Genomic DNA, 21749 nt, shown 5'->3' with positions numbered 1-21749 from the left:
AACGGTGGTCTGACCGCGCCGCACCGTGGGGACGGGGGCGGCGCGCACCCCCCGGCCGGGTGGGGTTCCTCTTGAGCGGAGAGGAACCCCACCCGGCCGATCCGGGTCTCAGACGTCCTGGCCGTCGCCGGTGCCGGACGAGACCTTGATCCCCTTGACGATCTCGTCGACCACGGACACCTGCCGGCCGACGTCCACGCCGAAGCGCACCACCAGGAACTGCCGGGGGTTGTCGGGCGAGGGGAAGGCCACGGACTCGACGTAGCCGTCGGCGCCCTTGCTGGTGACCGCCTTCCAGCGGACCAGGTAGCCCTGCTGCCCGGCGACCTTCACCGCCCGGGAGGCCAGCACCTGGTGCGAGGTGATGCCGCCGTAGGTGGTGCCGCCGTACGACTCCTTGACGTTGGCGGCGATGTCCGCCTTCGCGACCTTCTCGGCCGTGCCGGCCCGGATGCCCAGCAGCGCCGCCGGGGCCGTGTAGGCGCCGCCCGCCGTGCACGTCTTGGTGGTGTCGCCCGGGCACTTGTAGGAGTCGCCCGAGGTCACCGCCACGCCGGCGCGGCTCGCCTGCCCGGTCCAGCCCTTCGGCACCGGCAGGCTGATGCCGGTGACCGGGTCGGACACCGTGCCGCCGCCCTGCACCTCCGGCGCCCCGGACCGCTGAGGTGACGGCGAGGCCCCGCCGGAGCCGCCCGGCCCGCCCTGCCCACCGGAACCGCCCGACCCGCCCGAGTCACCGGCACCGCCGGAGCCGCCCGGGCCGCCGAACGGGCCGCCCCGGCCGCCCTCCTGCCCGCCGCCCGGGCCCCGCTGCGAAGCCGCGCGGTCACCGTCGCCGCCGTGCCCGGCGAGGGCGTACACGCCGACCCCGATGCTCACCAGCACCGCGGCCGTCACCGCGACGGCTATGACCGCGCGCAGCCCGCGCCGGGACCCGGCCGGGGGCTGGGCGGGGTACGCCGGGTGTCCCGGGTACGCGCCGTACCCCGCCCCGCCGGGATACGCGCCGTACCCCGTCGGTGCGGCGGCCGCCGGACCGGCCGGCTGTCCGGGTGGGGCCGGCTGTCCGGGAGGGGCCGGGGACGGGACGGCGCCGGCCGCCGGTCCCGGCGGGGGACCCCACGAGGCGGCCGTGCCGGCGGGGCGGGTCCGGTCCGTCCAGGCCTTGCCGTCCCACCAGCGTTCGGTGGGCGGAGCGTCATGCGTCTGCCCGGGATCGGGGTACCACCCGGGAGGAGTCACCTGCGTCATGCCCCCACCGTATGAGGCAACGGTGAAAGAGGGATGAGAGTGTCCACCGCCGATGCCGTGAACGGGCGCGCCACGCCCGGCTCCCGGGTGCCCGGCCCCCGTCCCCGACCTCACCGGAACCCCGGCGTCCACGCCCGCGTCCGCCGGGCGGACGGGACCGGCGTCGCCCGGCCGCACCCGCGTTCACCCGGCGGGGCGATACCTGACGGACCCGCCACCACGGACCCCGTCCAAGGACTACGCTCGTGCTCCGTACGTCGTCCGGGCGACCTGGGGAGGCAACGCATGGCGGAGGGACGCCCGTCGGCGGCCGGTTCGGCTCCCCTGTGGGAGCGGGACACCGAGATCGCCACCGTCGTACACGCGCTCGACGCGCTCTGCGCCGACCGTTCGTCCGCCGGCAGCCTGCTGGTCTTCCGGGGCGAGGCCGGACTCGGCAAGACGGCGCTGCTGGCCGAGACCCGCCGCATCGCCGAGCGCCGCGGCTGCACGGTATGGTCCGCGCGCGGCGCCGAGACCCTGAAGTCCGTCCCGTTCAACGTGGTACGGCAGTTGCTCCAGCCCGCGCTGCTGTCCCTGCCGCCCGACGAGGCCCGCGAGTACCTCGGCGACTGGTACGACATCGCCGGCCCCGCCCTCGGCATAGCCGACCCGCGGGCGGGCAACGCCGACCCGCAGTACGTCTGCGACGGACTGGTCGCCGCGGTGTGCCGGCTGGCCGGCCGTGAATGGCCGCTCGTCCTGCTCCTCGACGACGCCCACTGGGCCGACCAGGAGACCCTGCGCTGGCTCGCCGCGTTCGCCGGGCGCCTGGCCGGCCTGTCCGTCCTCGTCGTGGTCGCCCGCCGCCCGGACGGGGCCGGTGGGGACGGCGCCCGCCACCTCGACGCGGCGGCGGCCGCCGGCCGTCCCGTCAGCAACCTCAGGACCCTCACCCCGGACGCCACCGCCGGCCTCACCCGTGCCACCCTCGGCCGCCACGCCGACGACGCGTTCTGCCGCGAGGTCTGGGCCGTCACCGCCGGCAACCCCTACGACACCGTCGAACTCCTCGCCAAGGTACGGGACAGCGAACTCCAGCCCGTCGAGGCGCAGGCCGGGGAGTTGCGCGCCCTCAACCGGGGCGCCCGCGGCGGCGGACTGGTCGACCGGCTCAAGGGCCTCGGCCTGGAGGCCACCCGGTTCGCCTGGGCCGCCGCCATCCTCGGCACCGGCATCACCGTCGACATGGTCGCCCGCCTCGCCACCATGAGCGACGACGTGGCCCGGCACAGCGCCGAACTGCTCCGCAACGCCCGCATCCTCACCCCGCCCGACCCGGCCGCCGCCGCGGAACACGAGGCCGGCGAGCTGGAGTTCGTCCACCCGCTCATCGCCTCCGCCGTCTACGACTCCATCCCGCCCGGCGTGTGCACCGCCATGCACGGCGTCGCCGCCCAGATGATCACCGAGCTGGGCCGCGGTGCCGCCGAGGCCGCCCGGCACCTGCTGAAGGTGCACCCGGACGACGACGAGGAACTCGTCCGGCAACTGCGCGACGCCGCCCGCGAACACCTCGCCGTCGGCGCGCCCGACGCGGCCCGCCGCTGCCTGGAACGCGCCCTGCGGGAACCGCCCCTGCCCGAGGTGCACGCCCACGTCCTGTACGAACTGGGCTGCGCCACCCTGCTGACCAACCCGGCGGTCACCATCGGCCACCTCCAGAGCGCGCTCGGCATGCGCGGCCTGGACGGCACCGAACGGGTCGACGCCGTCGTCCGCCTCTCCCAGGCCCTGCTCCACAACGACCAGTTGGAGGAGGCCGTCCGCACGGTCGAGGCCGAGGCCGCCCGGCACGAGGCGGGGCCCGTCCGGATGCGGCTCCAGGCCTTCCAGTTCATGTGGGAGGGCATCCACGGCGAGACCGTCTCCCCGGCCCGCTCCCGGCGCCTGGCCGAGCTGGCCGCCACCTGCACCGGCCGCGACAACGCCGAACGTGCCCTGCTGATCCTGCGCGGCTTCGACGCGATGACCCACGGCGAGAGCGCCGACGAGGTCGTGGCCCTGTGCGACCGGGCCCTCGTCAACGGCCGCCTCGCGCCCGGCCTCGGCTGGACCGACCCGGCGTGGGGCATGGAACTGCTGATGATGCTCGGCAGCGCGTACGCCTACGCCGACCGGCTGGAGCGCGCCGAGAGCCTGTTCACCGAGGCCCGGCGCGTCTACACCGCGGCCGGCTGGCACGGCGGCCACCTCTCCCTGGCCAACGCCTTCCTGGGGCTCGCCTACCGCCGGCAGGGCAGGCTGCGCGACGCCGAGACCACCCTGCGCGAGGCCCTGGTCCTGGCCGAACGCGTGGGCCGGCGGCTGCCGTTGTACTGGTCGGCCGTCTGCGGGCTGGTCGACACCCTGCTGGCCCGGGGCCGCGTCGCCAAGGCCTGGTCGGTCGCCGAACAGTACGGCTTCGCACCGCCGTACCCGTCCACGATCGTGCTGCCCGACATCCGCTCCGTGCGTGGCCGTCTGCTGCTCGCCGTCGGCCGCACCGAGGACGGCGTCAACGAACTGGAGGCCGCCGAGAAGACCGCCGTCTCCCGCGGCGGCCACAACCCGGTCCTCGCGCCCTGGTCCGTCGACCTCGCCAGGGCCCTCGCCGGCCGGGATCCGGCCCGGGCCGCGCGGCTCGCCGCCGACGCCCGCCGGCAGGCCGAACGGTTCGGCACCGACACCGCGGTGGGCGAGGCCCTGCGCTGTGCCGCCGCGCTGGCGACGGGCCAGGAGGCGGTACGGCTCGCCGCCCGGGCCGTCACCCACCTGGAGGCCTCGCCCTGCCAGTACGAGCACGCCGCGGCCCGGATCGAGTACGGCATCGCGGCCCGTTCCGCCACGGAACTCGACCGGGGTCTGGACCTCGCCCTGGCCTGCGGCGCGGACGGCCTCGCGGACCGAGCACGCGAGGCCCGGGCGGCGGGACACGGCCTCCACTGACGCGTCGGCGACGGACCGACGCCCGGTGGGGGACCGGAGGCGCTGCCGCGAGTCCTGTTCCGGCCGCCCGTGGTCCCGCCCGCCCGCTCACCCCGCCGGTACGAACACCACCCACACCTGCCCGGCGGCGAAGTCCAGCCGGCTGCCGTCGGGCGCGGTGAACGCCGTACCGGCCGCCGCCGTCGGCCGTGACCAGTGGGCCTCGAAGGCGCGCCCGTCCCGCAGCACCTCCGCCCGGCCGGAGCCCACCGTCGCGGTGTACGGCGTGTGGTTGCCGAGGGCGTCGTGGTAGCGCGAGGTACGGACCCGTACGTGCTGCACGACCACCGTCGCCGGGGCCGTGCCGGCGGGGGTGCCGTCCATCGTCACTCGCCAACTCCCGCGCGCGGCCGACCAGGTGAAGGTGAAACGGGCGGCCGGGTAGCGCACCGTCCGGGAGGGGGCGGGGGTGCCGCCGGAGGGGGCCGGGCCGTAGCGGAACCCCGTGGTCAGTGCCGCCGTGCCGGGAGCGGTCCGCAGGAGGGCGGCCGGGCGCAGGTAGAGGTTGTGCGGGGCGGCCCTGCCGGTGTCGCGGTGGTAGGCGCCGGGCGCCTCGTCGGGCGGTTCGGCCCGCAGCGGCGCCCGGTCGATCAGCGGGAGCAAGGCGTGCTGGGCGCCCGAGAAGGCGAGGACCGGCCGGCGGAACTGGCGCAGCAGCTCCAGGTCGGACTCGCGGGCGCTGCGCACGGGACCCACGGTGCGCGGGAGCCGGGTCGCGTACACCGCCATCAGCCGGCTCAGGCCGCCCTCCACCTGCTCCGCGTACACCACGTCCGCCGTCTCCAGCCCGGTCTGCGGACGTGCCGCGGGCGCGTTGTCGATCTTCACGGCGAGAGGGGGACCGGCCCCCGTGGGGGCTGTCGGCGCGGTCGGCGTCCGGGTGTGGTGCGGGGCGCGGTGGTCGTCGTCCCGGCCGTGCCGGGCGCAGCCCGCCACGAGCGAGGCCGACAGCGCGCCGGCCAGCAGTGCCGCCACCGGTGCCACGCGCCGCCGGCGGGCCCTGTCCCTGGTGTCCACCGCGGACCACCCCCGTCCGTCATGTCCGATTGTGCGCCCACCGGTCCACGGCCGGCCACAGCGGGCCGCCCACGGTGACGGCCGGGATTCGTCGCGGGCGGCCCGGGTACTCGGCGGCCACCGCGCACGGGACGCAGGACGCAGCCACACGCGACCGAAGGGAGTGCGACCGCATGAAGGCAGTCACCTGGCAGGGCAAGCGGAACGTCCGGGTCGAGGAGGTGCCCGACCCGAGGATCGAGGAACCCACGGACGCCGTCATCCGGGTCACGTCGACCGGACTGTGCGGTTCGGACCTGCACCTGTACGAGGTGCTGACCCCGTTCATGACCCCTGGTGACATCCTCGGCCACGAACCGATGGGCATCGTGGAGGAGGTCGGCGCGGAGGTCACGAACCTGCGGCCCGGCGACCGGGTCGTGGTGCCGTTCCAGATCGCCTGCGGACACTGCTTCATGTGCGACACCGGTCTGCCCACCCAGTGCGAGACCACCCAGGTCACCGGCGAGGGCATGGGTGCCCAACTCTTCGGCTACACCCGCCTGTACGGCGCCGTCCCCGGTGGTCAGGCCGAGTACCTGCGGGTGCCGCAGGCGCAGTTCGGGCCCATCAAGGTGCCCGAGGGCCCCTCCGACGACCGGTTCGTCTACCTCTCCGACGTGCTGCCGACCGCCTGGCAGGCCGTCGAGTACGCGGCCGTCCCGCCGGGCGGCACCCTGGCCGTCCTCGGTCTCGGCCCCATCGGTGACATGGCCTGCCGCATCGCCCTGGCCCGCGGCGCCGAGCGGGTGTTCGGTGTCGACCTCGTGCCCGAGCGGCTCGCCCGGGCGAAGCGGCGCGGCGTGGAGACGTACGACCTCAGGGCCTTCGACAACGAGAAGGCGCTCGTCCACGCCATCCAGGACCAGACCGGCGGCCGGGGCCCGGACGCCGTGATCGACGCCGTCGGCACCGAGGCGCACGGCAGCGCCGCCGCCAAACTGGCCCAGCAGGCCACCGCGCTGCTGCCGCGCAAGATCAGCGCCCCGCTCGCCGAGCGTTTCAGCATCGACCGGCTCGGCGCCCTCTACATGGCCATCGACCTGGTCCGCCGCGGCGGCACCATCTCCCTCAGCGGGGTGTACGGCGGCATGGCCGACCCGATGCCGATGCTCACCCTCTTCGACAAGCAGATCCAGCTGCGCATGGGGCAGGCCAACGTCCGCCGCTGGAGCGACCAGATCATGCCCTACCTGACCGACGCCGACCCGCTCGGTGTCGACGACTTCGCCACGCACCGGGTGCCGCTGGCGGACGCCCCGCACGCGTACGAGATGTTCCAGCGCAAGCAGGACGGGGCCGTCAAGGTCCTCATGCAGCCGTAGCGCACCCGGCTCTCAGCCGCGCTCCCGCTCCCCGAGGATCTCCGCCAGGTCGTAGCGCACCGGCTCCTCCAGCTGGGTGTAGGTGCAGCTGTCCGGCGTACGGTCCGGCCGCCAGCGGCGGAACCGGGCCGTGTGCCGGAAGCGCTGCCCGTTCTCCATGTGGTCGTAGGCCACCTCGGCCACCCGGTCCGGCCGCAGCGGCACCCAGGACAGGTCCTTCTTGCCGGACCAGCGGCTCGGCGCGCCCGGCAGCCGGGCGGTCTCGTGCGCGGCCTCGTCCGCCCAGGCGGCCCACGGGTGCGCGGACACGTCGTCCATGCGCAACGGCGCCAGCTCCTCGACCAGTTCGGCGCGGGTGCGCATGGGGAAGGCGGCGGACACGCCCACGTGCTGGAGCCGGCCCCGGTCGTCGTACAGCCCGAGCAAGAGGGAGCCGACGACCGGGCCGCTCTTGTGGAAGCGGTACCCGGCCACCACCACGTCCGCCGTCCGCTCGTGCTTGATCTTGAACATCGCCCGCTCGTCCTGGCGGTAGCGCAGGGTGAGCGGCTTCGCGACCACCCCGTCCAGACCGGCGCCCTCGAACCGCTCGAACCACTGCCGGGCCACCTCGATGTCGGTCGTCGCCGGTGCCAGGTGCACCGGCGGCGTCACCCCGGCCAGCGCCCGGTCCAGCAGGGCGCGCCGGTCGGTCAGCTCCTCGTCCAGCAGGGCGTGGTCGTCCAGGGCCAGCAGGTCGAAGGCGACGAACGACGCCGGCGTGCGCTCCGCGAGCGTCCGCACCCGGGACGCCGCCGGATGGATCCGCTCGGTCAGCGCGTCGAAGTCCAGCCGGCCGTCCCGCGCGATCACGATCTCCCCGTCGATCACGCACCGCTCGGGCAGCCGCTCCCGCAGCGCTGCTACCAGCTCGGGGAAGTACCTGGTCAGCGGCTTTCCGGTACGGCTGCCCAGCTCGACCTCGGCACCGTCCCGGAACACGATCGAGCGGAACCCGTCCCACTTCGCCTCGTAGTGCATGCCCGGCGGGATCTTCGCGACCGACTTGGCGAGCATGGGCTTGACGGGCGGCATGACGGGCAGATCCATGGCTCCGATTCTGCGCGCATACGCCCCGCTCCGCCCGGTATGCGCGCCGCGTGGGGTGCGCCTACCGTGGCCGCATGGGCGATGCGGTGGAACTCGAGGTGGGCGGCCGGACGGTACGGCTGTCCAGCCCGGACAAGGTGTTCTTCCCGGAGCGGGGCTTCACGAAGCTGGACCTCGCCCGCTACTACGCGGCCGTCGCCCCCGGCATCCTGCGCGCCCTGCGAAACCGCCCGACCACCCTGGAGCGCTACCCGGACGGCGTCGGCGGCGAGTGGTTCTACCAGAAGCGGGCCCCCAAGGGGATGCCCGACTGGATCCCGACCGCCCACATCACCTTCCCCAGCGGACGCAGCGCCGATGAGATGTGCCCCACCGAGGAGGCCGCCGTGGTGTGGGCCGCCCAGTACGGCACCCTCACCTTCCACCCCTGGCCGGTGCGCGCCACCGACGTCGACCACCCCGACGAGCTGCGCATCGACCTCGACCCGCAGCCCGGTACCGACTACGACGACGCGGTCCGCGCCGCCCACGAACTGCGGGCCGTACTGGACGAGTTCGGCGGACTGCGCGGCTGGCCGAAGACCTCCGGCGGCCGGGGTCTGCACGTCTTCGTGCCCATCGAACCCCGCTGGACCTTCACCCAGGTGCGGCGTGCGGCGATCGCGGTCGGCCGGGAGATGGAACGCCGGATGCCCGACCTGGTGACCATCAGGTGGTGGAAGGAGGAACGCGGACGCCGGATCTTCCTGGACTACAACCAGACGGCCCGCGACCGCACCATCGCCTCCGCCTACTCCGTACGCCCCCGCCCGCACGCCCCCGTCTCCGCGCCCCTGCGCTGGGAGGAGGTCGGCACGGCCCACCCCCGCGACTTCGACCTCGCCACCATGCCCGCCCGGTTCGCCGAGGTCGGCGACGTGCACGCCGGCATGGACGACCACGCCCACTCCCTGGAGGCGCTGCTCGACCTGGCCCGCCGGGACGAGCACGATCACGGGCTCGGCGACCTGCCGTACCCGCCGGAGTACCCGAAGATGCCCGGCGAACCCAAGCGCGTCCAGCCGAGCCGGGCCCGCCCCGAGCCGACGCCCTGACCCGAACCGCCCCACCCGGTGGACCCGCCCTTTCCGCAGTACGGCCACCGAGCCCGGCCCCGCTGCCCGGCGTCGACGCCCGCACGGGGAGGGTCGACGCCGGCCTCCGGAGCCCGGCGCGCCGTGCGCGGGGGTTGTCCACGACACGTGCCTTACGGGCCGGGGGGAACCGCCGTCGCCCCGCTCGCGCGAGCCGCTGCCGACAGCGGCCGGCCGGGGTCCCACGGCTATCCTGATCGGCAACCGCCGATGAGGAGTCCCGAAGTGACCGAGGCAGTGTCGCGCCCCACGCTGGAGGCCGTGGCCGCGCGGGCCGGCGTCTCCCGGGCCACCGTGTCCCGGGTGGTCAACGGCGGGGACGGGGTCCGCGAACCGCTGGCCGAGCGGGTCCGGCGGGCCGTGGAGGAGCTGGGGTACGTCCCGAACCAGGCGGCGCGCAGCCTCGTCACCCGGCGGCACGACGCCGTCGCCGTCGTCATCGCCGAACCCGAGGCCCGGGTCTTCGCCGACCCCTTCTTCGCCCTCCAACTGCGCGGCATCAGCAAGGAACTGACCGCCCACGACAACCAGCTCGTGCTGCTGCTCACCGAGGGCCGCGCCGACCACGCGCGCGTGGCCCGGTACCTCGCCGGCGGCCATGTCGACGGCGCGCTCGTCTTCTCCCTCCACCTGGACGACCCGCTGCCCGGCCTCATCCACGACGCCGGCCTGCCCACGGTGTTCGGCGGCCGGCCCGACTGGGACGAGGGCACCAGGGCGCCGCTGCCGGGCGCCGTGTACGTCGACTGCGACAACCGCGGCGGCGCCCGCACGGCCGTACGGCACCTCGTCGGCCTCGGCCGCCGGCACATCGCGCACATCACCGGCGCGCTGGACCAGACGTCGGCGGTGGACCGCTTCGACGGCTACCGGGACGTCATGGCCGACGTCCACGGCAGCCAGGACCCCTCGCTGGTCGTGGAGAGCGACTTCACCCCGGCCGGCGGGGAACGCGCGATGCGGGAACTCCTCGCCCGCCGCCCGGACGTGGACGCCGTGTTCGCCGCCAACGACCTCTCCGCGCTCGGCGCCCTGCGGGTGCTGCGCGAGAGCGGCCGGCGTGTCCCCGAGGACGTGGCGGTGGTCGGCTTCGACGACGTGATGCCGGTGGCCGAGCAGGCCGACCCGCCGTTGACGACCGTCCGCCAGGACATCGAGGAGGTGGGCCGCCTGATGGCCCGTCTCCTGCTCCAGGGCCTGACCGGGGAGCGTGGCGACCCGGTGGCCGAGGACCTCGCCCGGCCCGGCGCCGGCGCCCCGGGCACCTCACCGGCGGGGGTCATCCTCCCGACGACCCTGATACGCCGGGCGTCGGCCTGATCCTCGGCCGGGCGCCGGGGCCGGTCACCCCACCGGGTCAGCTCTGCGCCGAGGCGTTCCGGATCACGGCGAAGCGGGCGCCGTACGGGTCGGTGAGTGTGGCCATGCGGCCGACACCGTCCACCGTCGTCGGCGGCGTGCGCACCTGCCCGCCGAGCCGCTCCGCCCGGCCGGCCACGGCGTCGGGGTCCTCCACCTCGAAGTACGGCAGCCAGTACGCCTCCTCCCGTGCGCCGGCCGGGGCGTCGGCCAGCGGGACCACGCCGCCGAACATCGCGTCCTCGCCGGCCCCGGCCGGGCCGAGGCAGGTGTACGTCCCGCCGGGGAAGGAGACCCCGTAGGTCTCCAGGCCGAGCACCCGGTGGTAGAAGGCCGCCGCCGCGGCGACGTCCCGGGTGTACAGCTCCACCCAGCACAGCGCGCCCGGTTCGTTCGCCGCGTCGACACCGACGGTCCGCCCCGGCTGCCAGATCCCGAACGGCACGCCCGCCCGGTCGGCGAGGACCGCCATGCGGCCCTCGCCCATCACGTCCGTCGGCGGCAGCAGGACGCCGCCGTGGGCCTGCTCGGCGGTGTCGGCGGTGGCCTGCGCGTCCTCGCTGCGGAAGTACACCGTCCAGGTCGGCGGGCCCTGCTCCGGCCCGGTCCGCGCGCCGCCCGCGACGGTCCTGCCGTCCCGCTGGAAGAAGCCGTAACCGCCTGCCTCCGGACCGGCCGACCGGAACCGCCAGCCGAGGAGGTCGCCGTAGAAGGAGGTGGCGCCGTCCAGGTCGGGGGTGGTGACGTCGATCCAGTTCGGGGCGCCGGTGACGAAACGGGTGGTGAGCATTCTCGCCCTCCTCGAAGGGGGTCCCGTCCTGTGCACTGCCGAGTGTGGCACCGCCCACCGGCACGCGCCGCCGGAGCACCGCGCCGCGCCGGCCACCGGGGGCTCCCGCGCCGGTTTCCCCGGCGGTTCCGCGCGCCGCCGTGCGCGGAGTGGGTCCACGGAGCAGCATCGGGGTGCACGGGAACGGCGACGGGCGCGGGGACGGCCTGGGGGAGCCGTTGATCCGGCGTTGATCGAACGTTTTTCGGTGTGCGGCAGGCTCCTGGCCATGCACTCCGAAACCATCACCCCGGCCGACGACACCTGGCAGGCGCAGGCCCTGTGCGCGCAGACCGGGCCCGACTTCTTCTTCCCCGAGCCCGGCAGCTCCGTGCGCGACGCCAAGCGCATCTGCGCCATGTGCGAGCTGCGCCCGGCCTGCCTGGACTACGCGCTCGCCAACGACGAGCGGTTCGGCGTCTGGGGCGGCCTGTCGGAGAAGGAACGCCTCGCCCTGCGGCGCACCGCCCGCTGACAACCGGCCCCGGCCGGCCGCGCCCGCGCGGGCCGTCAGCCCGCGGCGCGCGCCGCCATCCGGGCCTTGCGCGCGGCGAGCTTCTCGTCGAACTTCGCGGCCTCCGTGTCCAGGCCGCCCAGGTACAGGCCCAGCTCCTCCTGCGCCTGGCGTCCCTCGGGGCCGAGGCCGTCGATCTCCAGGACCTTCAGGAAGCGCAGGACCGGCTGGATCACGTCGTCGTGGTGGATGCGAAGGTTGTAGACCTCGCCGATCGCCATCTGCGCGGCGGCCCGCTCGAAGCCGGGGATGCCGTGGCCGGGCATGCGGAAGTTCACGACGACGTCCCGGACCGCCTGCATGGTGAGGTCGGGCGCCAGCTCGAACGCGGCCTTCAGCAGGTTGCGGTAGAAGACCATGTGCAGGTTCTCGTCGGTGGCGATCCGAGCCAGCATGCGGTCGCAGACCGGGTCGCCGGACTGGTGGCCGGTGTTGCGGTGCGAGATCCGGGTGGCCAGCTCCTGGAAGGCGACGTAGGCGATCGAGTGCAGCATCGAGTGCCGGTTGTCGGACTCGAAGCCCTCGCTCATGTGGGACATGCGGAACTGTTCCAACTGGTCGGGGTCGACCGCGCGCGAGGTGAGCAGGTAGTCGCGCATCACGATGCCGTGGCGGCCCTCCTCGGCCGTCCAGCGGTGCACCCAGGTGCCCCAGGCGCCGTCGCGGCCGAACAGCGAGGCGATCTCGTGGTGGTAGCTGGGCAGGTTGTCCTCGGTCAGCAGGTTGACGACGAGGGCGATCCGGCCGATCTCCGTGACCTTGGACTGCGGCTTCGCCCAGGCCTCCCCGTCCTCGAACAGGCCCGGGAAGTTGCGTCCGTCGCTCCACGGCACGTACTCGTGCGGCATCCAGTCCTTGGCGACCTTCAGGTGCCGGTTCAGTTCGGTCTCGACCACTTCCTCCAGCGCGTGGAGCAGCCGGGCGTCGGTCCAGACGGTCGGGCTGCCGAGATGGGGGGAGGTGATCGTCACGGGAACTCCAGGGGGACGCCGAACGGGGGGAGGGGGAGGCCCGGCGAGCGGTGCCGGGAGCCTAAGAGATCGTAGGCTACGAACCCGTAGGTTACGAAGCCGTAGGTTAAGGCGACCGTAAAGGAACCGCTGATCAGCCGCCGGGAGCGACTCTCGCGCGGGTACGCGGCGGCCCCGGGACCCGCAGGTCCCGGGGCCGCCGGCCGGACTGGATCACCCGGTCAGGCGTACAGCTCCCGCAGCCGCACGGAGAGACAGGTCACACAGCCCTCCAGCTTCTCGAACTCGCCGATGTCGACCGTGACCACGTCGTGGCCGAGGTCGGTCAGCAACTCGGCGGTCCTCGGGGCGCTCGCCGCCATGAGCAGCTTGCCGCCGCCGAGCAGCACCACGTGTGCGCCGGCCTCCTCGGGCACCGACAGGAAACCCGGGAACAGCGACGGCCGGTCCACGTGCGGGATGTGCCCGATCACCGTGCCGTCGGGCAGGGCGGTCACGGCCGACTTCAGGTGCAGCACCTTGGTCACGGGGACGGCGACCACCCGGGCGCCCAGCGGTTCGAAGGCGGCCCGCAGTTGCTGCACGCCGGCCGCGTTGGTCCGCCCGCCCCGGCCCACGTACACCGTGTCACCGACCTTGAGGACGTCGCCGCCGTCCAGGGTGCCCGGGTCCCAGATCCAGTTCACCGAGCAGCCGAGGCGGGCCACCGCCTCCTCGACGCCGGCGGTCTCCGCCCGGCGGGACGTCGCTCCGGGCCGGGTGATCAGCGCCACGTTCCGGAACATGACCACGGTGTCCTCGACGAACACCGAGTCCGGGCAGTCGTCGGCCGGCTCGACCTCGACCGTCTCCCAGCCGTGGGCGCGCAGTGTCTCGACGTAGGCCTCCCACTGCTCGGTGGCGAGCCCGACGTCCACCTTCTCCCGCTCGAGGTGCGTCACCAGACCGTCGGCGAGGAGGGGGCTGGGGCGGCGGACGAGGGCCTTCTTGCTGGGCACGACGGGCCTTTCGGGTCTGGCGGTCGACGGTGCGGTTCGGCGGTGCCGGCGGGACGGCACCGGTCCGCCATCATGCAGGGCGGGCCGCGGCCGGCACAAAAACCCCGCCGCCGGGCCGCGGCCGTTCCCCCGTCGTCGTCCGGGCCGGTCAGGCCGGGTCGCCGAGCGCCTCGCGGGTCGTCTCCCGCAGCTGTCCCCCTTCCATCAGCAGCCACCGGGTGATGCCGACCGAGTCCAGGAACGGCAGGTCGTGGCCGGCCACGACCAGCGCGCCCTCGTACGACTCCAGTGCCGAGGTCAGCTGCCGGACGCTGGCCAGGTCGAGGTTGTTGGTCGGCTCGTCGAGCAGCAGCAGCTGGGGCGCGGGTTCGGCGAGCATCAGCGCGGCCAGGGCCGCCCGGAACCGCTCGCCGCCCGACAGGGTGCCCGCCTGCTGGTCGGCCCGCCCGCCCCGGAACAGGAAGCGGGCCAGACGCGCCCGGATCCGGTTGGCGGTGGCGTCCGGCGCGAACCGGGCCACGTTCTCGGCCACCGTCAGGCCGTCGTCGAGCACGTCCAGCCGCTGGGGCAGGAACCGCTGCGGCACGTGCGCCGTCACCGTGCCCGACACCGGCGCCAGCTCCCCGGCGACGGTCCGCAGCAGTGTCGTCTTGCCGGAGCCGTTGCGGCCGACGAGCGCGATCCGTTCCGGGCCGCGCAGATCGAGGACGCCCGCCACCCGGGCGCCGTGGGCTATCTCCAGGTTCTCCAGGGTGAGCACCTGCCGCCCGGGCGGCACGGCCGTGGCGGGCAGGTCGACGCGGATCTCGTCGTCGTCCCGGACCGCCTCCGCCGCCTCGTCCAGGCGCTCCCGGGCCTCGGCGAGCCGGCCCTCGTGCAGCAGGCGGTGCTTGCCCGCGGACTCCTGGGCGGCCCGTTTGCGCGCGCCCATGACGATCTTCGGTTCGCGTGCGGAGTCCCACATCTTCTGCCCGTAGCGCTTGCGCCGGGCCAGCTTGACCTGGGCGTCGGACAGTTCCCGCCGCTGCCTGCGCACGTCGGCCTCGGCGACGCGCACCATCCGCTCGGCCGCCTCCTGCTCGACGGCCAGCGCCTCCTCGTAGGCGGAGAAGTTGCCGCCGTACCAGGTGACCTCCCCGGAGCGGAGGTCCGCGATCCGGTCGACCAGGTCGAGCAGTTCCCGGTCGTGGCTGACCACCACCAGCACCCCCGGCCAGGAGGCGACGGCCTGGTACAGCCGGCGGCGCGCGTACAGGTCGAGGTTGTTGGTCGGCTCGTCCAGCAGCAGCACGTCCGGGCGGCGCAGCAGCAGCGCGGCGAGCCGCAGCAGGACCGACTCGCCGCCGGAGACCTCGCCGACGGTGCGGTCCAGACCGATGTGGCCGAGGCCGAGTTCACCGAGGGCGGCGAGGGCGCGTTCCTCGACGTCCCAGTCGTCGCCGAGGGTCTCGAAGTGCTCCTCGGCGGTGTCGCCCGCCTCGATGGCGTGCAGCGCGGCGCGCCGGCCGGCGATGCCGAGGGCCTGGTCGACGCGGAGCGCGGTGTCCAGGGTGACGTTCTGCGGCAGGTAGCCGGTCTCGCCGGCCGCCTTGACGGTGCCGGCGGCCGGGACCAGCTCGCCGGCCAGCAGTTTCAGCAGGGTGGACTTGCCTGATCCGTTGACGCCGACGAGGCCGGTGCGGCCGGGGCCGAAGGCGAGGTCGAGGCCCTCGAAGACGGTGGTGCCGTCGGGCCAGGCGAAGGACAGGGAGGAACAGGTGAGGGAAGCAGACATGGGCGCCTCGTTTACGGTGCGAACGGGTCGGGCGGACACGTGTCGAGACACCGCGAGGCGGAAACCGAAGGGCCCGGGAACGCGAGCAGGCCGTGGAGGAAGGGCCTGTGCCGGGGACGGACGGCTCGGACGCCGAGGTCGTACGCCGCGCACACCTCACCGGTGCGACGCGGTGTCTCGAGACCTCAGACGAGCAACGTCCTTCTCCGATCGGCGGCAACAGAACCACTGTGAACGGTAGGAGAGGGGCCGGAAGGGTGTCAACGGGATTACCGCGCCGCCCCCGGCACGCGCGCGTGGCGCGGGGCGGGCGCTAGCAGGCGTCCCGCATCAACTCGGCCAGGTCGTGGTCCAGGTCGACCTGGAGGTGTTCACGGCCGACGGGCACCAGGGCGTCGGCCGCGGCCAGGAACCGCCGGATCTCACCGGAGCGCACGTGCACGATCGCGGTGCCCTCCGGGGCGTGGAACTCCAGCACCGTGCGGTCGTACCCGTACGGCCGCACCCGGACGTCGCCGTACCCCTCCGGTCCCGCCAGCCCGGCCGCCAGCAGCTCCCGGGAGAAGGTCCAGCAGACCTCGACGCCCTCCAGGGTCGCCGGGGCGGGGAACGTCATGCGGACGGCGAACGGGTCGCGCCGGTCGTAACGCAGCGTGGCGGGGATGTTCGGCATGCGCGGTGCGGCGGCGACGAGGCGGGCCTCTACGGGCTGCTCGATGACGGTGGACAACGCCTTGCTCCCTCGTGACGGCTGGACTACGTCCGGACGTGTGACACCCGGTACCGGAAGAGACGAAGGAAACGGCCGTTGCGTGCACACGGGGAACGAGTGACCTCGGTCACCGCCTTCATGCGCGGGGACCCGGCCGCGTGTCCGTGATCACTCTCCGGCACCTCCCCGCCGCCGCGGGCAGCCCCGCGAGACACCGGACGGTCCTCTGGACGGCACCGGTGCGGCGCACTGGCTTCGCCCGCCATGAGGCGCTGGGTGAGCACGCGACGCGGGGGACCGGTGGGACGACCGGTGGCGGTGGGGACGGCGTGCGGGGCGGCGCTGGCCCTGCTGACCGCCCCGGCGGCCGGGGCCCGGCCGCTCGGACACCCGCACCCCGCACCGGCGGGCACCGGGCGGCCGGCACCCGGGCCGGGCGGCGCGGACCCGGCGGTCCCGCACTGGACGCCGAAGGATCCCGGCACCCCGCAGGTCCGCTACCGGGGGCTCGCGGCCGTCGGCCCGCGCACCGCCTGGCTGGCCGGCACCGGCGGCACGGTGCTGCGTACCACGGACGGCGGCGCCCGCTGGCGCGACGTCTCCACGCCGGGCGCGGCCGCGCCGGAGTTCCGGGACGTCGAGGCGTTCGACGCGCGGCGCGCGGTGGTCCTGGCCATCGGCGAGGGCGAGGCGTCCCGCGTCTACCGCACCGACGACGGCGGAACCACCTGGACGGAGTCGTTCCGCAACACCGACCCGAAGGCCTTCTACGACTGCCTCGCCTTCTCCGACCCCCGCCACGGCCTCGCCCTGAGCGACCCGGTGGACGGGCGGTTCCGGCTCCTTTCCAGGTCCGACGGCGGCCGTGGCCGGCGCGTACCGCCCTCGGCGGGCATGCCGCCCGCCCTGGACGGCGAGGCGGGTTTCGCCGCGAGCGGGCAGTGCCTGGTCACCTCCGGCCCGAAGGACGTCTGGCTGGCCACCGGCGGCGCCGCCCGCGCGCGTGCTGCACTCCGCCGACCGCGGACTGACCTGGACGGCCGCCGACACGCCGGTCCCGGCGGGCGATCCGGCGGAGGGCGTCTTCGCGCTCGCCTTCCGCGACCGCGCCCACGGCATCGCGGTCGGCGGCGACTACCGCGCCGGCCGGCCGTCACCGCGCAGCGCCGCGCCGCGGTCACCACCGACGGCGGCCGGACCTGGCGGCCCGCCGCGGCCCCGCCGCCCGCCTACCGCTCCGGTGCCGCCTGGCTCCCGCACAGCCGCTCCGCCGCACTGGCCGTCGGCCCGGAGGGCACCGACCGGACCACCGACGGCGGCCGCCGCTGGCGCACGAGGTCTGCTGGGCGGCCGGGGAACACGGCAGGGTGGCCCGGCTGGAACCCTGACGTGGACGGCCGGAACGTGGGTACCCGCTCCCTGCCGCAAGGAAAGGAGCGATCATGCCAGCCGGTTCCAGCCCCAAGCGCGAGCGTCAGTACAAGCACATCAAGGACAGCGCCCAGGACCGGGGCGAGAGCGAGGGACGCGCCAAGGAGATCGCCGCGCGGACCGTCAACAAGGAGCGCGCGCGGTCGGGCGAGTCGAAGACCGCCAGCCGCAGCTCCACCCAGGACATGTCGTCCGGCAAGCGGGGCGGCCAGCGCTCGGGCAACCGGTCCGGCTCGCACGGGCCGACCCGCGACCAGCTCTACAACGAGGCGAAGCAGCGCGGCATCGAAGGCCGCTCGAACATGAACAAGGACGAGCTCCAGCGCGCGCTGGACTCCAAGAAGGGCTGAGCCGCCGGTTCAGCCGAGCGTCTGCCGGTGCCGCGCCAGCTCCGGAGCCGTCTTCGTGGCGACGAACTCCGTGACGCGGTAGGCGCACACCCCGGCGGTGACGAACGGGTCGCCCGCGACGATCTCCTCGATCCGGGCGCGGTTCCCCGCGACGGCCAGGATCACCCCTCCGTCGCGGGGTTCCTTGCGCCCGGAGGCCAGGAAGAGACCCTTCTCGTACTGCTCGTCCAGCCAGGCCACGTGGTCGGGGAGGACGGCGTCCACGGCATCGAGCGGCGCGGTGTAGCTCAGTTCCAGTACGAACATGATCACGAGCCTACCCCCGGCCGGCCGGCGCCCCGGGGCGGCCCCGTACAGTCGCCCGTCATGACGATCGTGGGCGTACCCGCGGGCTGGCCCGCGACCGAGGAAGAGGCCCGTGCGGTGCAGGACGGGCTGCGCGGGCGGGTGGATCTCGGCGAGCCCGGACCCCCGCCGGGGACGGGCCGCGTCACGGGGGTCGACGTCGCCTACGACGACGGCCTTGACCTCGTCGCGGCGGCGGCCGTCGTGCTGGACGCCGCGACCCTGGAGGTCGTCGCGGAGGCGACGGCGGTCGGCCGGGTCTCCTTCCCCTACGTGCCCGGGCTGCTCGCCTTCCGGGAGCTCCCGACCGTACGGGCCGCCCTGGACCGGCTGCCGTGCCCACCCGGCCTGGTGGTGTGCGACGGCTACGGAGTGGCCCATCCGCGCCGCTTCGGCCTGGCCAGCCACCTCGGCGTGCTCATGGACCTGCCGACCGTCGGCGTCGCCAAGAACCCGTTCACCTTCACGTACGACGACCCGGCGCCGGCGCGCGGCAGCTCCGCACCGCTGCTCGACGGTCCCGAGGAGGTCGGGCGCGCCCTGCGGACCCGGGACGGCGTCAAGCCGGTGTTCGTCTCGGCGGGCCACCGGGTGAGCCTCGGCACCGCCCTGGCCCACACCCTGGCGCTCACCCCGCGCCACCGGCTGCCGGAGACCACGCGCCACGCGGACGCCCTGTGCCGCCGGGCCCTGCGAGCGGCCGCCGCGGAGCTCTCCGCGGGCCCGGCGGGCGGTTCCGGTCCTGTCTGACAATCCGCGTCGTCACCCGAAGGGCGGCAGACGCGAATTGTCAGACAGGGCCTAGCGTTCCGCCGCGACCCGGAAGGTGATCCCGGCTGCGCGCAGCCGCGCGGTCAGGGCGTCGCCCATCGCCTCGACCGTGGTGACCTGTCCGGCCGTCGGCGGCAGGTCGTCGAAGGCCAGGGCGAGGGCCGCCTCGGCGAACATCTTCGCGGTCTCGTCGTACCCGGGGTCGCCGCCCGCGACCTCCGTGAACACGCGGCGCCCGCCGCCCTCGCCGACGAACCGCACCCGGAACCAGCTCTTCGCGCGCTTCCGCTCGCTCGGCCCGTCGCCCGGCCGCAGCCGGTCCGACAGCCAGTGGCGGGCGGTCGGCACCTGGGCCGCCGCCGTCAGCGCGCCCACGGCGGCGACCGACCCGAGCGCCACCGGCAGGCGGCGGACGGCCGCGTAGTGCCGGTAGCGGAAGTCCGGGCCGTACCGCTCGAGCGCCCGCGCCGAACGGCGCACGACCTGCGGGTCGATGGTCGGCAGCGGCAGCGCCCACGCGCCGATCTCACCGGCGAACCTCGGGGCGCCCGTGGGAGCCGTCACCCGGCGGCCCGGCAGCCGCGGTTCGTGGCGGGCCCGTTCGCGCGCGGCGCCGAGCATCCGCCGGCCGCGGGCCATCTGGTTCAGCGCCGAGGCGAGGGTGCCGCCGGAGAAGGCGGCGTCGGCGCTCACGTAGCCGTCGACGGTCAGCGGGACGCCCTCCGGCAGCTGCCGGACGGTGAAGTACGCGCCGAGGTCGTGGGGTACGGAGTCGAAGCCGCAGGCGTGCACCAGGCGTGCGCCGGTCTCGCGCGCGCGGGCGTCGTGCCGGACGTACATCAGGTCGACGAACTCCGGTTCGCCGGTGAGGTCCAGGTAGTCGGTGCCCGCGTCGGCGCAGGCGGCGACGAGGTCCCCGCCGTGCAGCACGTAGGGCCCGACCGTCGTGGCGACCACGCGCGCCTGTTCGGCGAGGGCGCGCAGGGTGGCCGGTTCGTCCACGTCGGCGCGCAGCACGTCGGGCACCGCGCCGCCGGGCAGCCGCTCGCGCAGCTCCGCCAGCCGGCGTTCGTCGCGGCCGGCGATCGCCCAGCGCAGGTCGGCGGGCGCGTGGGCGGCGAGATACCGGGCCGTGAGCGCGCCGACGAAGCCCGTGGCCCCGAAGAGCACGACGTCGTAGGGACGGCCTGTCGTGGTTAGCCTGCTCATGACACCCCTCGGTTCGTGCGACCCGTCGCGCAGCCCGCGCCGCTGTCGGTGGCTGAGGCTAGCGTGAGGGGTGCCGAGCCCGACACGTCACCCGGAGGAAGCCGATGGCGGCGGCCAGGAATGCCCCGAAGAAGCGGGAGAAAGCACCCGCCCACGTCCGCGCGGAAGAGCTGTACGCCGGTCCGGCCGGCCCTCCGGCGACCGAGTCGTGGACCCCCGGTCCGGCCGGGTCCAGCACCCCCGACCCGTAGCCACCAGGCCCCTGGGACGCGAAGCGCACTCGGCGGGCGCGTCACTCTCCCGGGTGAGGGGCGGCGGGACGGGCACTTCGCTAAGCGCTTGCTCGTTCAGGTCTTGTGCCCGGTGGGACGCGTTCCTAGCATCATCGGTGTTACATCAGTTGTGTCACACACGCTCCGGGAGCTGGTCGCATGACAACGGCAGGGACGCCGACGCCGGGCGCAGGCCCGCTCCACGGCGTGCGCGTGGTCGAGCTCGCGGGCATCGGACCGGGCCCGTTCGCCGCCATGCTCCTGGCCGACCTGGGCGCCGACGTGGTCCGGGTGGACCGTCCGGGCGGCCCCGGTCTCGCCGTCGACCCCGCGTACGACGTCACCAACCGCAACAAGCGCTCGGTCGTCGTCGACCTGAAGACACCGGACGGCGCCGCGCGCGTCCTGGACCTCGCCGAGCGCGCCGACGTCCTCGTCGAGGGCTACCGCCCCGGCGTCGCCGAGCGGCTCGGCGTCGGCCCCGCGGACTGCCACGCCCGCAACCCCCGCCTGGTCTACGGCCGCATGACCGGCTGGGGCCAGGACGGCCCCCTCGCCCGGCGCGCGGGCCACGACATCTCCTACATCGCGCTCACCGGCGCACTCGGCATGACCGGCCGCCCCGGCGAGCCGCCGGCCGCCCCCGCCAACCTCCTCGGGGACTACGCGGGCGGCTCCCTCTACCTGGCCGTCGGCGTCCTCGCCGCCCTGCACCACGCCCGGGCGAGCGGCACCGGCCAGGTGGTCGACGCCGCCATCGTCGACGGCACGGCCCACCTCTCCACGATGATCCACGGCATGCTCGCCGCCGGCGCCTGGCAGGACCGCCGCGCCGCCAACCTGCTGGACGGCGGCTGCCCCTACTACGGCACCTACGAGACCGCCGACGGCGGCCACATGGCGGTCGGCGCCCTGGAGGAGCGGTTCTACGACGAGTTCCTGCGCCTGCTCGGCCTCGACGACCCCTCGTCCGCCCGTACCGACCCGGCCCGCTGGGACGAACTGCGCGCACGGATCGCCGCCCGCTTCCGCTCCCGCACCCGCGCCGAGTGGACCGCCGTCTTCGAGGACACCGACGCCTGCGTGGCGCCCGTACTGACCCTGCGCGAGGCCCCGCACCACCCGCACCTCGCCGCCCGCGGCACCTTCACCGACCACGGCGGCATCACCCAGCCCGCCCCCGCGCCCCGTTTCTCCGCGACGCCCACCACCGTCCGCACCGGTCCCGCCCGGCCCGGCGCGGACGCGGAGGCGGTCGCCCGGGACTGGGGCATACCCGCCCGGCCGACCGGCGACCCGGTCACCGACGGCGCCTGACCCGGCCCCTCCCGCTCGGCCCACCCTCCCGAAAGGC

Annotated in this window: 18 protein-coding genes and 1 pseudogene; 9 read left to right on the top strand and 10 right to left on the bottom strand. The window is 74.9% G+C overall.

The window, feature by feature from the left end; translation table 11 throughout:
• Nucleotides 1-108: 108 nt before the first annotated feature.
• The gene (locus ACIQVT_RS31125; RefSeq protein ID WP_403761657.1) at nt 109-1251 is read right to left on the bottom strand and encodes a DUF2510 domain-containing protein; all 1143 of its coding nucleotides are present in this window, start codon (nt 1249-1251) and stop codon (nt 109-111) included.
• 285 nt (nt 1252-1536) lie between these two features.
• Here ACIQVT_RS31125 and ACIQVT_RS31120 point away from each other — a divergent pair, with 285 nt between their 5' ends.
• A complete protein-coding gene (locus tag ACIQVT_RS31120) occupies nt 1537-4218 on the top strand; it encodes an ATP-binding protein (protein WP_403761654.1) in 2682 nt (893 codons plus the stop codon).
• An 87-nt stretch (nt 4219-4305) separates the two neighbouring features.
• Here the strand turns inward: ACIQVT_RS31120 and ACIQVT_RS31115 are convergent, their stop codons facing one another.
• Complete coding sequence (locus ACIQVT_RS31115; protein WP_403761651.1) at nt 4306-5274, bottom strand: DUF3048 domain-containing protein; 969 nt, start codon at nt 5272-5274, stop codon at nt 4306-4308.
• A gap of 173 nt (nt 5275-5447) precedes the next feature.
• On the opposite strand from ACIQVT_RS31115, the gene ACIQVT_RS31110 reads away from it, so the two are divergent.
• The gene (locus ACIQVT_RS31110; protein WP_403761648.1) at nt 5448-6638 is read left to right on the top strand and encodes a zinc-dependent alcohol dehydrogenase; all 1191 of its coding nucleotides are present in this window, start codon (nt 5448-5450) and stop codon (nt 6636-6638) included.
• A gap of 12 nt (nt 6639-6650) precedes the next feature.
• Here ACIQVT_RS31110 and ACIQVT_RS31105 read toward each other — a convergent pair whose 3' ends face one another.
• Nucleotides 6651-7727: an ATP-dependent DNA ligase gene (locus ACIQVT_RS31105; protein ID WP_403761645.1), complete on the bottom strand. Its 1077-nt coding sequence runs from the start codon at nt 7725-7727 to the stop codon at nt 6651-6653.
• A gap of 74 nt (nt 7728-7801) precedes the next feature.
• Between ACIQVT_RS31105 and ligD the strand changes: the two genes are divergently transcribed.
• The gene (ligD, locus tag ACIQVT_RS31100) at nt 7802-8821 is read left to right on the top strand and encodes a non-homologous end-joining DNA ligase (RefSeq protein WP_403761642.1); all 1020 of its coding nucleotides are present in this window, start codon (nt 7802-7804) and stop codon (nt 8819-8821) included.
• Between the two features lie 264 nt (nt 8822-9085).
• Nucleotides 9086-10180: a LacI family DNA-binding transcriptional regulator gene (locus tag ACIQVT_RS31095; protein WP_403761639.1), complete on the top strand. Its 1095-nt coding sequence runs from the start codon at nt 9086-9088 to the stop codon at nt 10178-10180.
• Nucleotides 10181-10217: 37 nt separating this feature from the next.
• Here the strand turns inward: ACIQVT_RS31095 and ACIQVT_RS31090 are convergent, their stop codons facing one another.
• On the bottom strand, nt 10218-11009 hold the full coding sequence (locus ACIQVT_RS31090; protein ID WP_403761636.1) for a VOC family protein: 792 nt from the start codon (nt 11007-11009) through the stop codon (nt 10218-10220).
• 268 nt (nt 11010-11277) lie between these two features.
• Here ACIQVT_RS31090 and ACIQVT_RS31085 point away from each other — a divergent pair, with 268 nt between their 5' ends.
• Nucleotides 11278-11523, top strand: a complete 246-nt coding sequence (locus ACIQVT_RS31085; RefSeq protein ID WP_356820306.1) for a WhiB family transcriptional regulator — start codon at nt 11278-11280, stop codon at nt 11521-11523.
• Nucleotides 11524-11558: 35 nt separating this feature from the next.
• Here ACIQVT_RS31085 and ACIQVT_RS31080 read toward each other — a convergent pair whose 3' ends face one another.
• The 4 genes from ACIQVT_RS31080 to ACIQVT_RS31065 form a co-directional block, all read right to left on the bottom strand.
• Nucleotides 11559-12533, bottom strand: a complete 975-nt coding sequence (locus ACIQVT_RS31080; RefSeq protein WP_403761629.1) for an acyl-ACP desaturase — start codon at nt 12531-12533, stop codon at nt 11559-11561.
• A gap of 221 nt (nt 12534-12754) precedes the next feature.
• Nucleotides 12755-13531 carry a dimethylargininase gene (gene ddaH / locus ACIQVT_RS31075; protein WP_403761621.1) on the bottom strand — a complete coding sequence of 259 codons (777 nt, stop codon included), beginning with the start codon at nt 13529-13531 and terminating at the stop codon, nt 12755-12757.
• 148 nt (nt 13532-13679) lie between these two features.
• The gene (locus tag ACIQVT_RS31070) at nt 13680-15305 is read right to left on the bottom strand and encodes an ABC-F family ATP-binding cassette domain-containing protein (protein WP_403761618.1); all 1626 of its coding nucleotides are present in this window, start codon (nt 15303-15305) and stop codon (nt 13680-13682) included.
• Nucleotides 15306-15618: 313 nt separating this feature from the next.
• Nucleotides 15619-16035, bottom strand: coding sequence for an SsgA family sporulation/cell division regulator (locus ACIQVT_RS31065; RefSeq protein ID WP_403761613.1), 417 nt, complete (start codon nt 16033-16035; stop codon nt 15619-15621).
• Nucleotides 16036-16281: 246 nt separating this feature from the next.
• Between ACIQVT_RS31065 and ACIQVT_RS31060 the strand changes: the two are divergent.
• Together ACIQVT_RS31060 and ACIQVT_RS31055 are read left to right on the top strand one after the other, a co-directional pair.
• Nucleotides 16282-17405 (top strand): annotated as a pseudogene (locus tag ACIQVT_RS31060) (WD40/YVTN/BNR-like repeat-containing protein).
• Nucleotides 17406-17459: 54 nt separating this feature from the next.
• Nucleotides 17460-17798 carry a plasmid stabilization protein gene (locus ACIQVT_RS31055; RefSeq protein WP_403761606.1) on the top strand — a complete coding sequence of 113 codons (339 nt, stop codon included), beginning with the start codon at nt 17460-17462 and terminating at the stop codon, nt 17796-17798.
• 9 nt (nt 17799-17807) lie between these two features.
• Here ACIQVT_RS31055 and ACIQVT_RS31050 read toward each other — a convergent pair whose 3' ends face one another.
• Nucleotides 17808-18104, bottom strand: coding sequence for a YciI family protein (locus ACIQVT_RS31050; RefSeq protein ID WP_403761603.1), 297 nt, complete (start codon nt 18102-18104; stop codon nt 17808-17810).
• Nucleotides 18105-18164: 60 nt separating this feature from the next.
• Between ACIQVT_RS31050 and ACIQVT_RS31045 the strand changes: the two genes are divergently transcribed.
• Nucleotides 18165-18893, top strand: coding sequence for an endonuclease V (locus ACIQVT_RS31045; protein WP_403761600.1), 729 nt, complete (start codon nt 18165-18167; stop codon nt 18891-18893).
• Nucleotides 18894-18944: 51 nt separating this feature from the next.
• On the opposite strand, the gene ACIQVT_RS31040 is transcribed toward ACIQVT_RS31045, so the two are convergent.
• Complete coding sequence (locus ACIQVT_RS31040; protein ID WP_403761596.1) at nt 18945-20123, bottom strand: saccharopine dehydrogenase family protein; 1179 nt, start codon at nt 20121-20123, stop codon at nt 18945-18947.
• Nucleotides 20124-20554: 431 nt separating this feature from the next.
• Between ACIQVT_RS31040 and ACIQVT_RS31035 the strand changes: the two genes are divergently transcribed.
• Nucleotides 20555-21712, top strand: coding sequence for a CaiB/BaiF CoA transferase family protein (locus ACIQVT_RS31035; RefSeq protein ID WP_403761593.1), 1158 nt, complete (start codon nt 20555-20557; stop codon nt 21710-21712).
• Nucleotides 21713-21749 lie beyond the last annotated feature (37 nt).

This window comes from Streptomyces sp. NPDC100445 (assembly GCF_044759735.1).
In the GTDB taxonomy this organism is placed as follows: Bacteria; Actinomycetota; Actinomycetes; order Streptomycetales; family Streptomycetaceae; genus Streptomyces.
The sequence above is the reverse complement of the archived record's forward strand: the minus strand, read 5'-3'. Positions and strand labels throughout refer to the sequence as shown.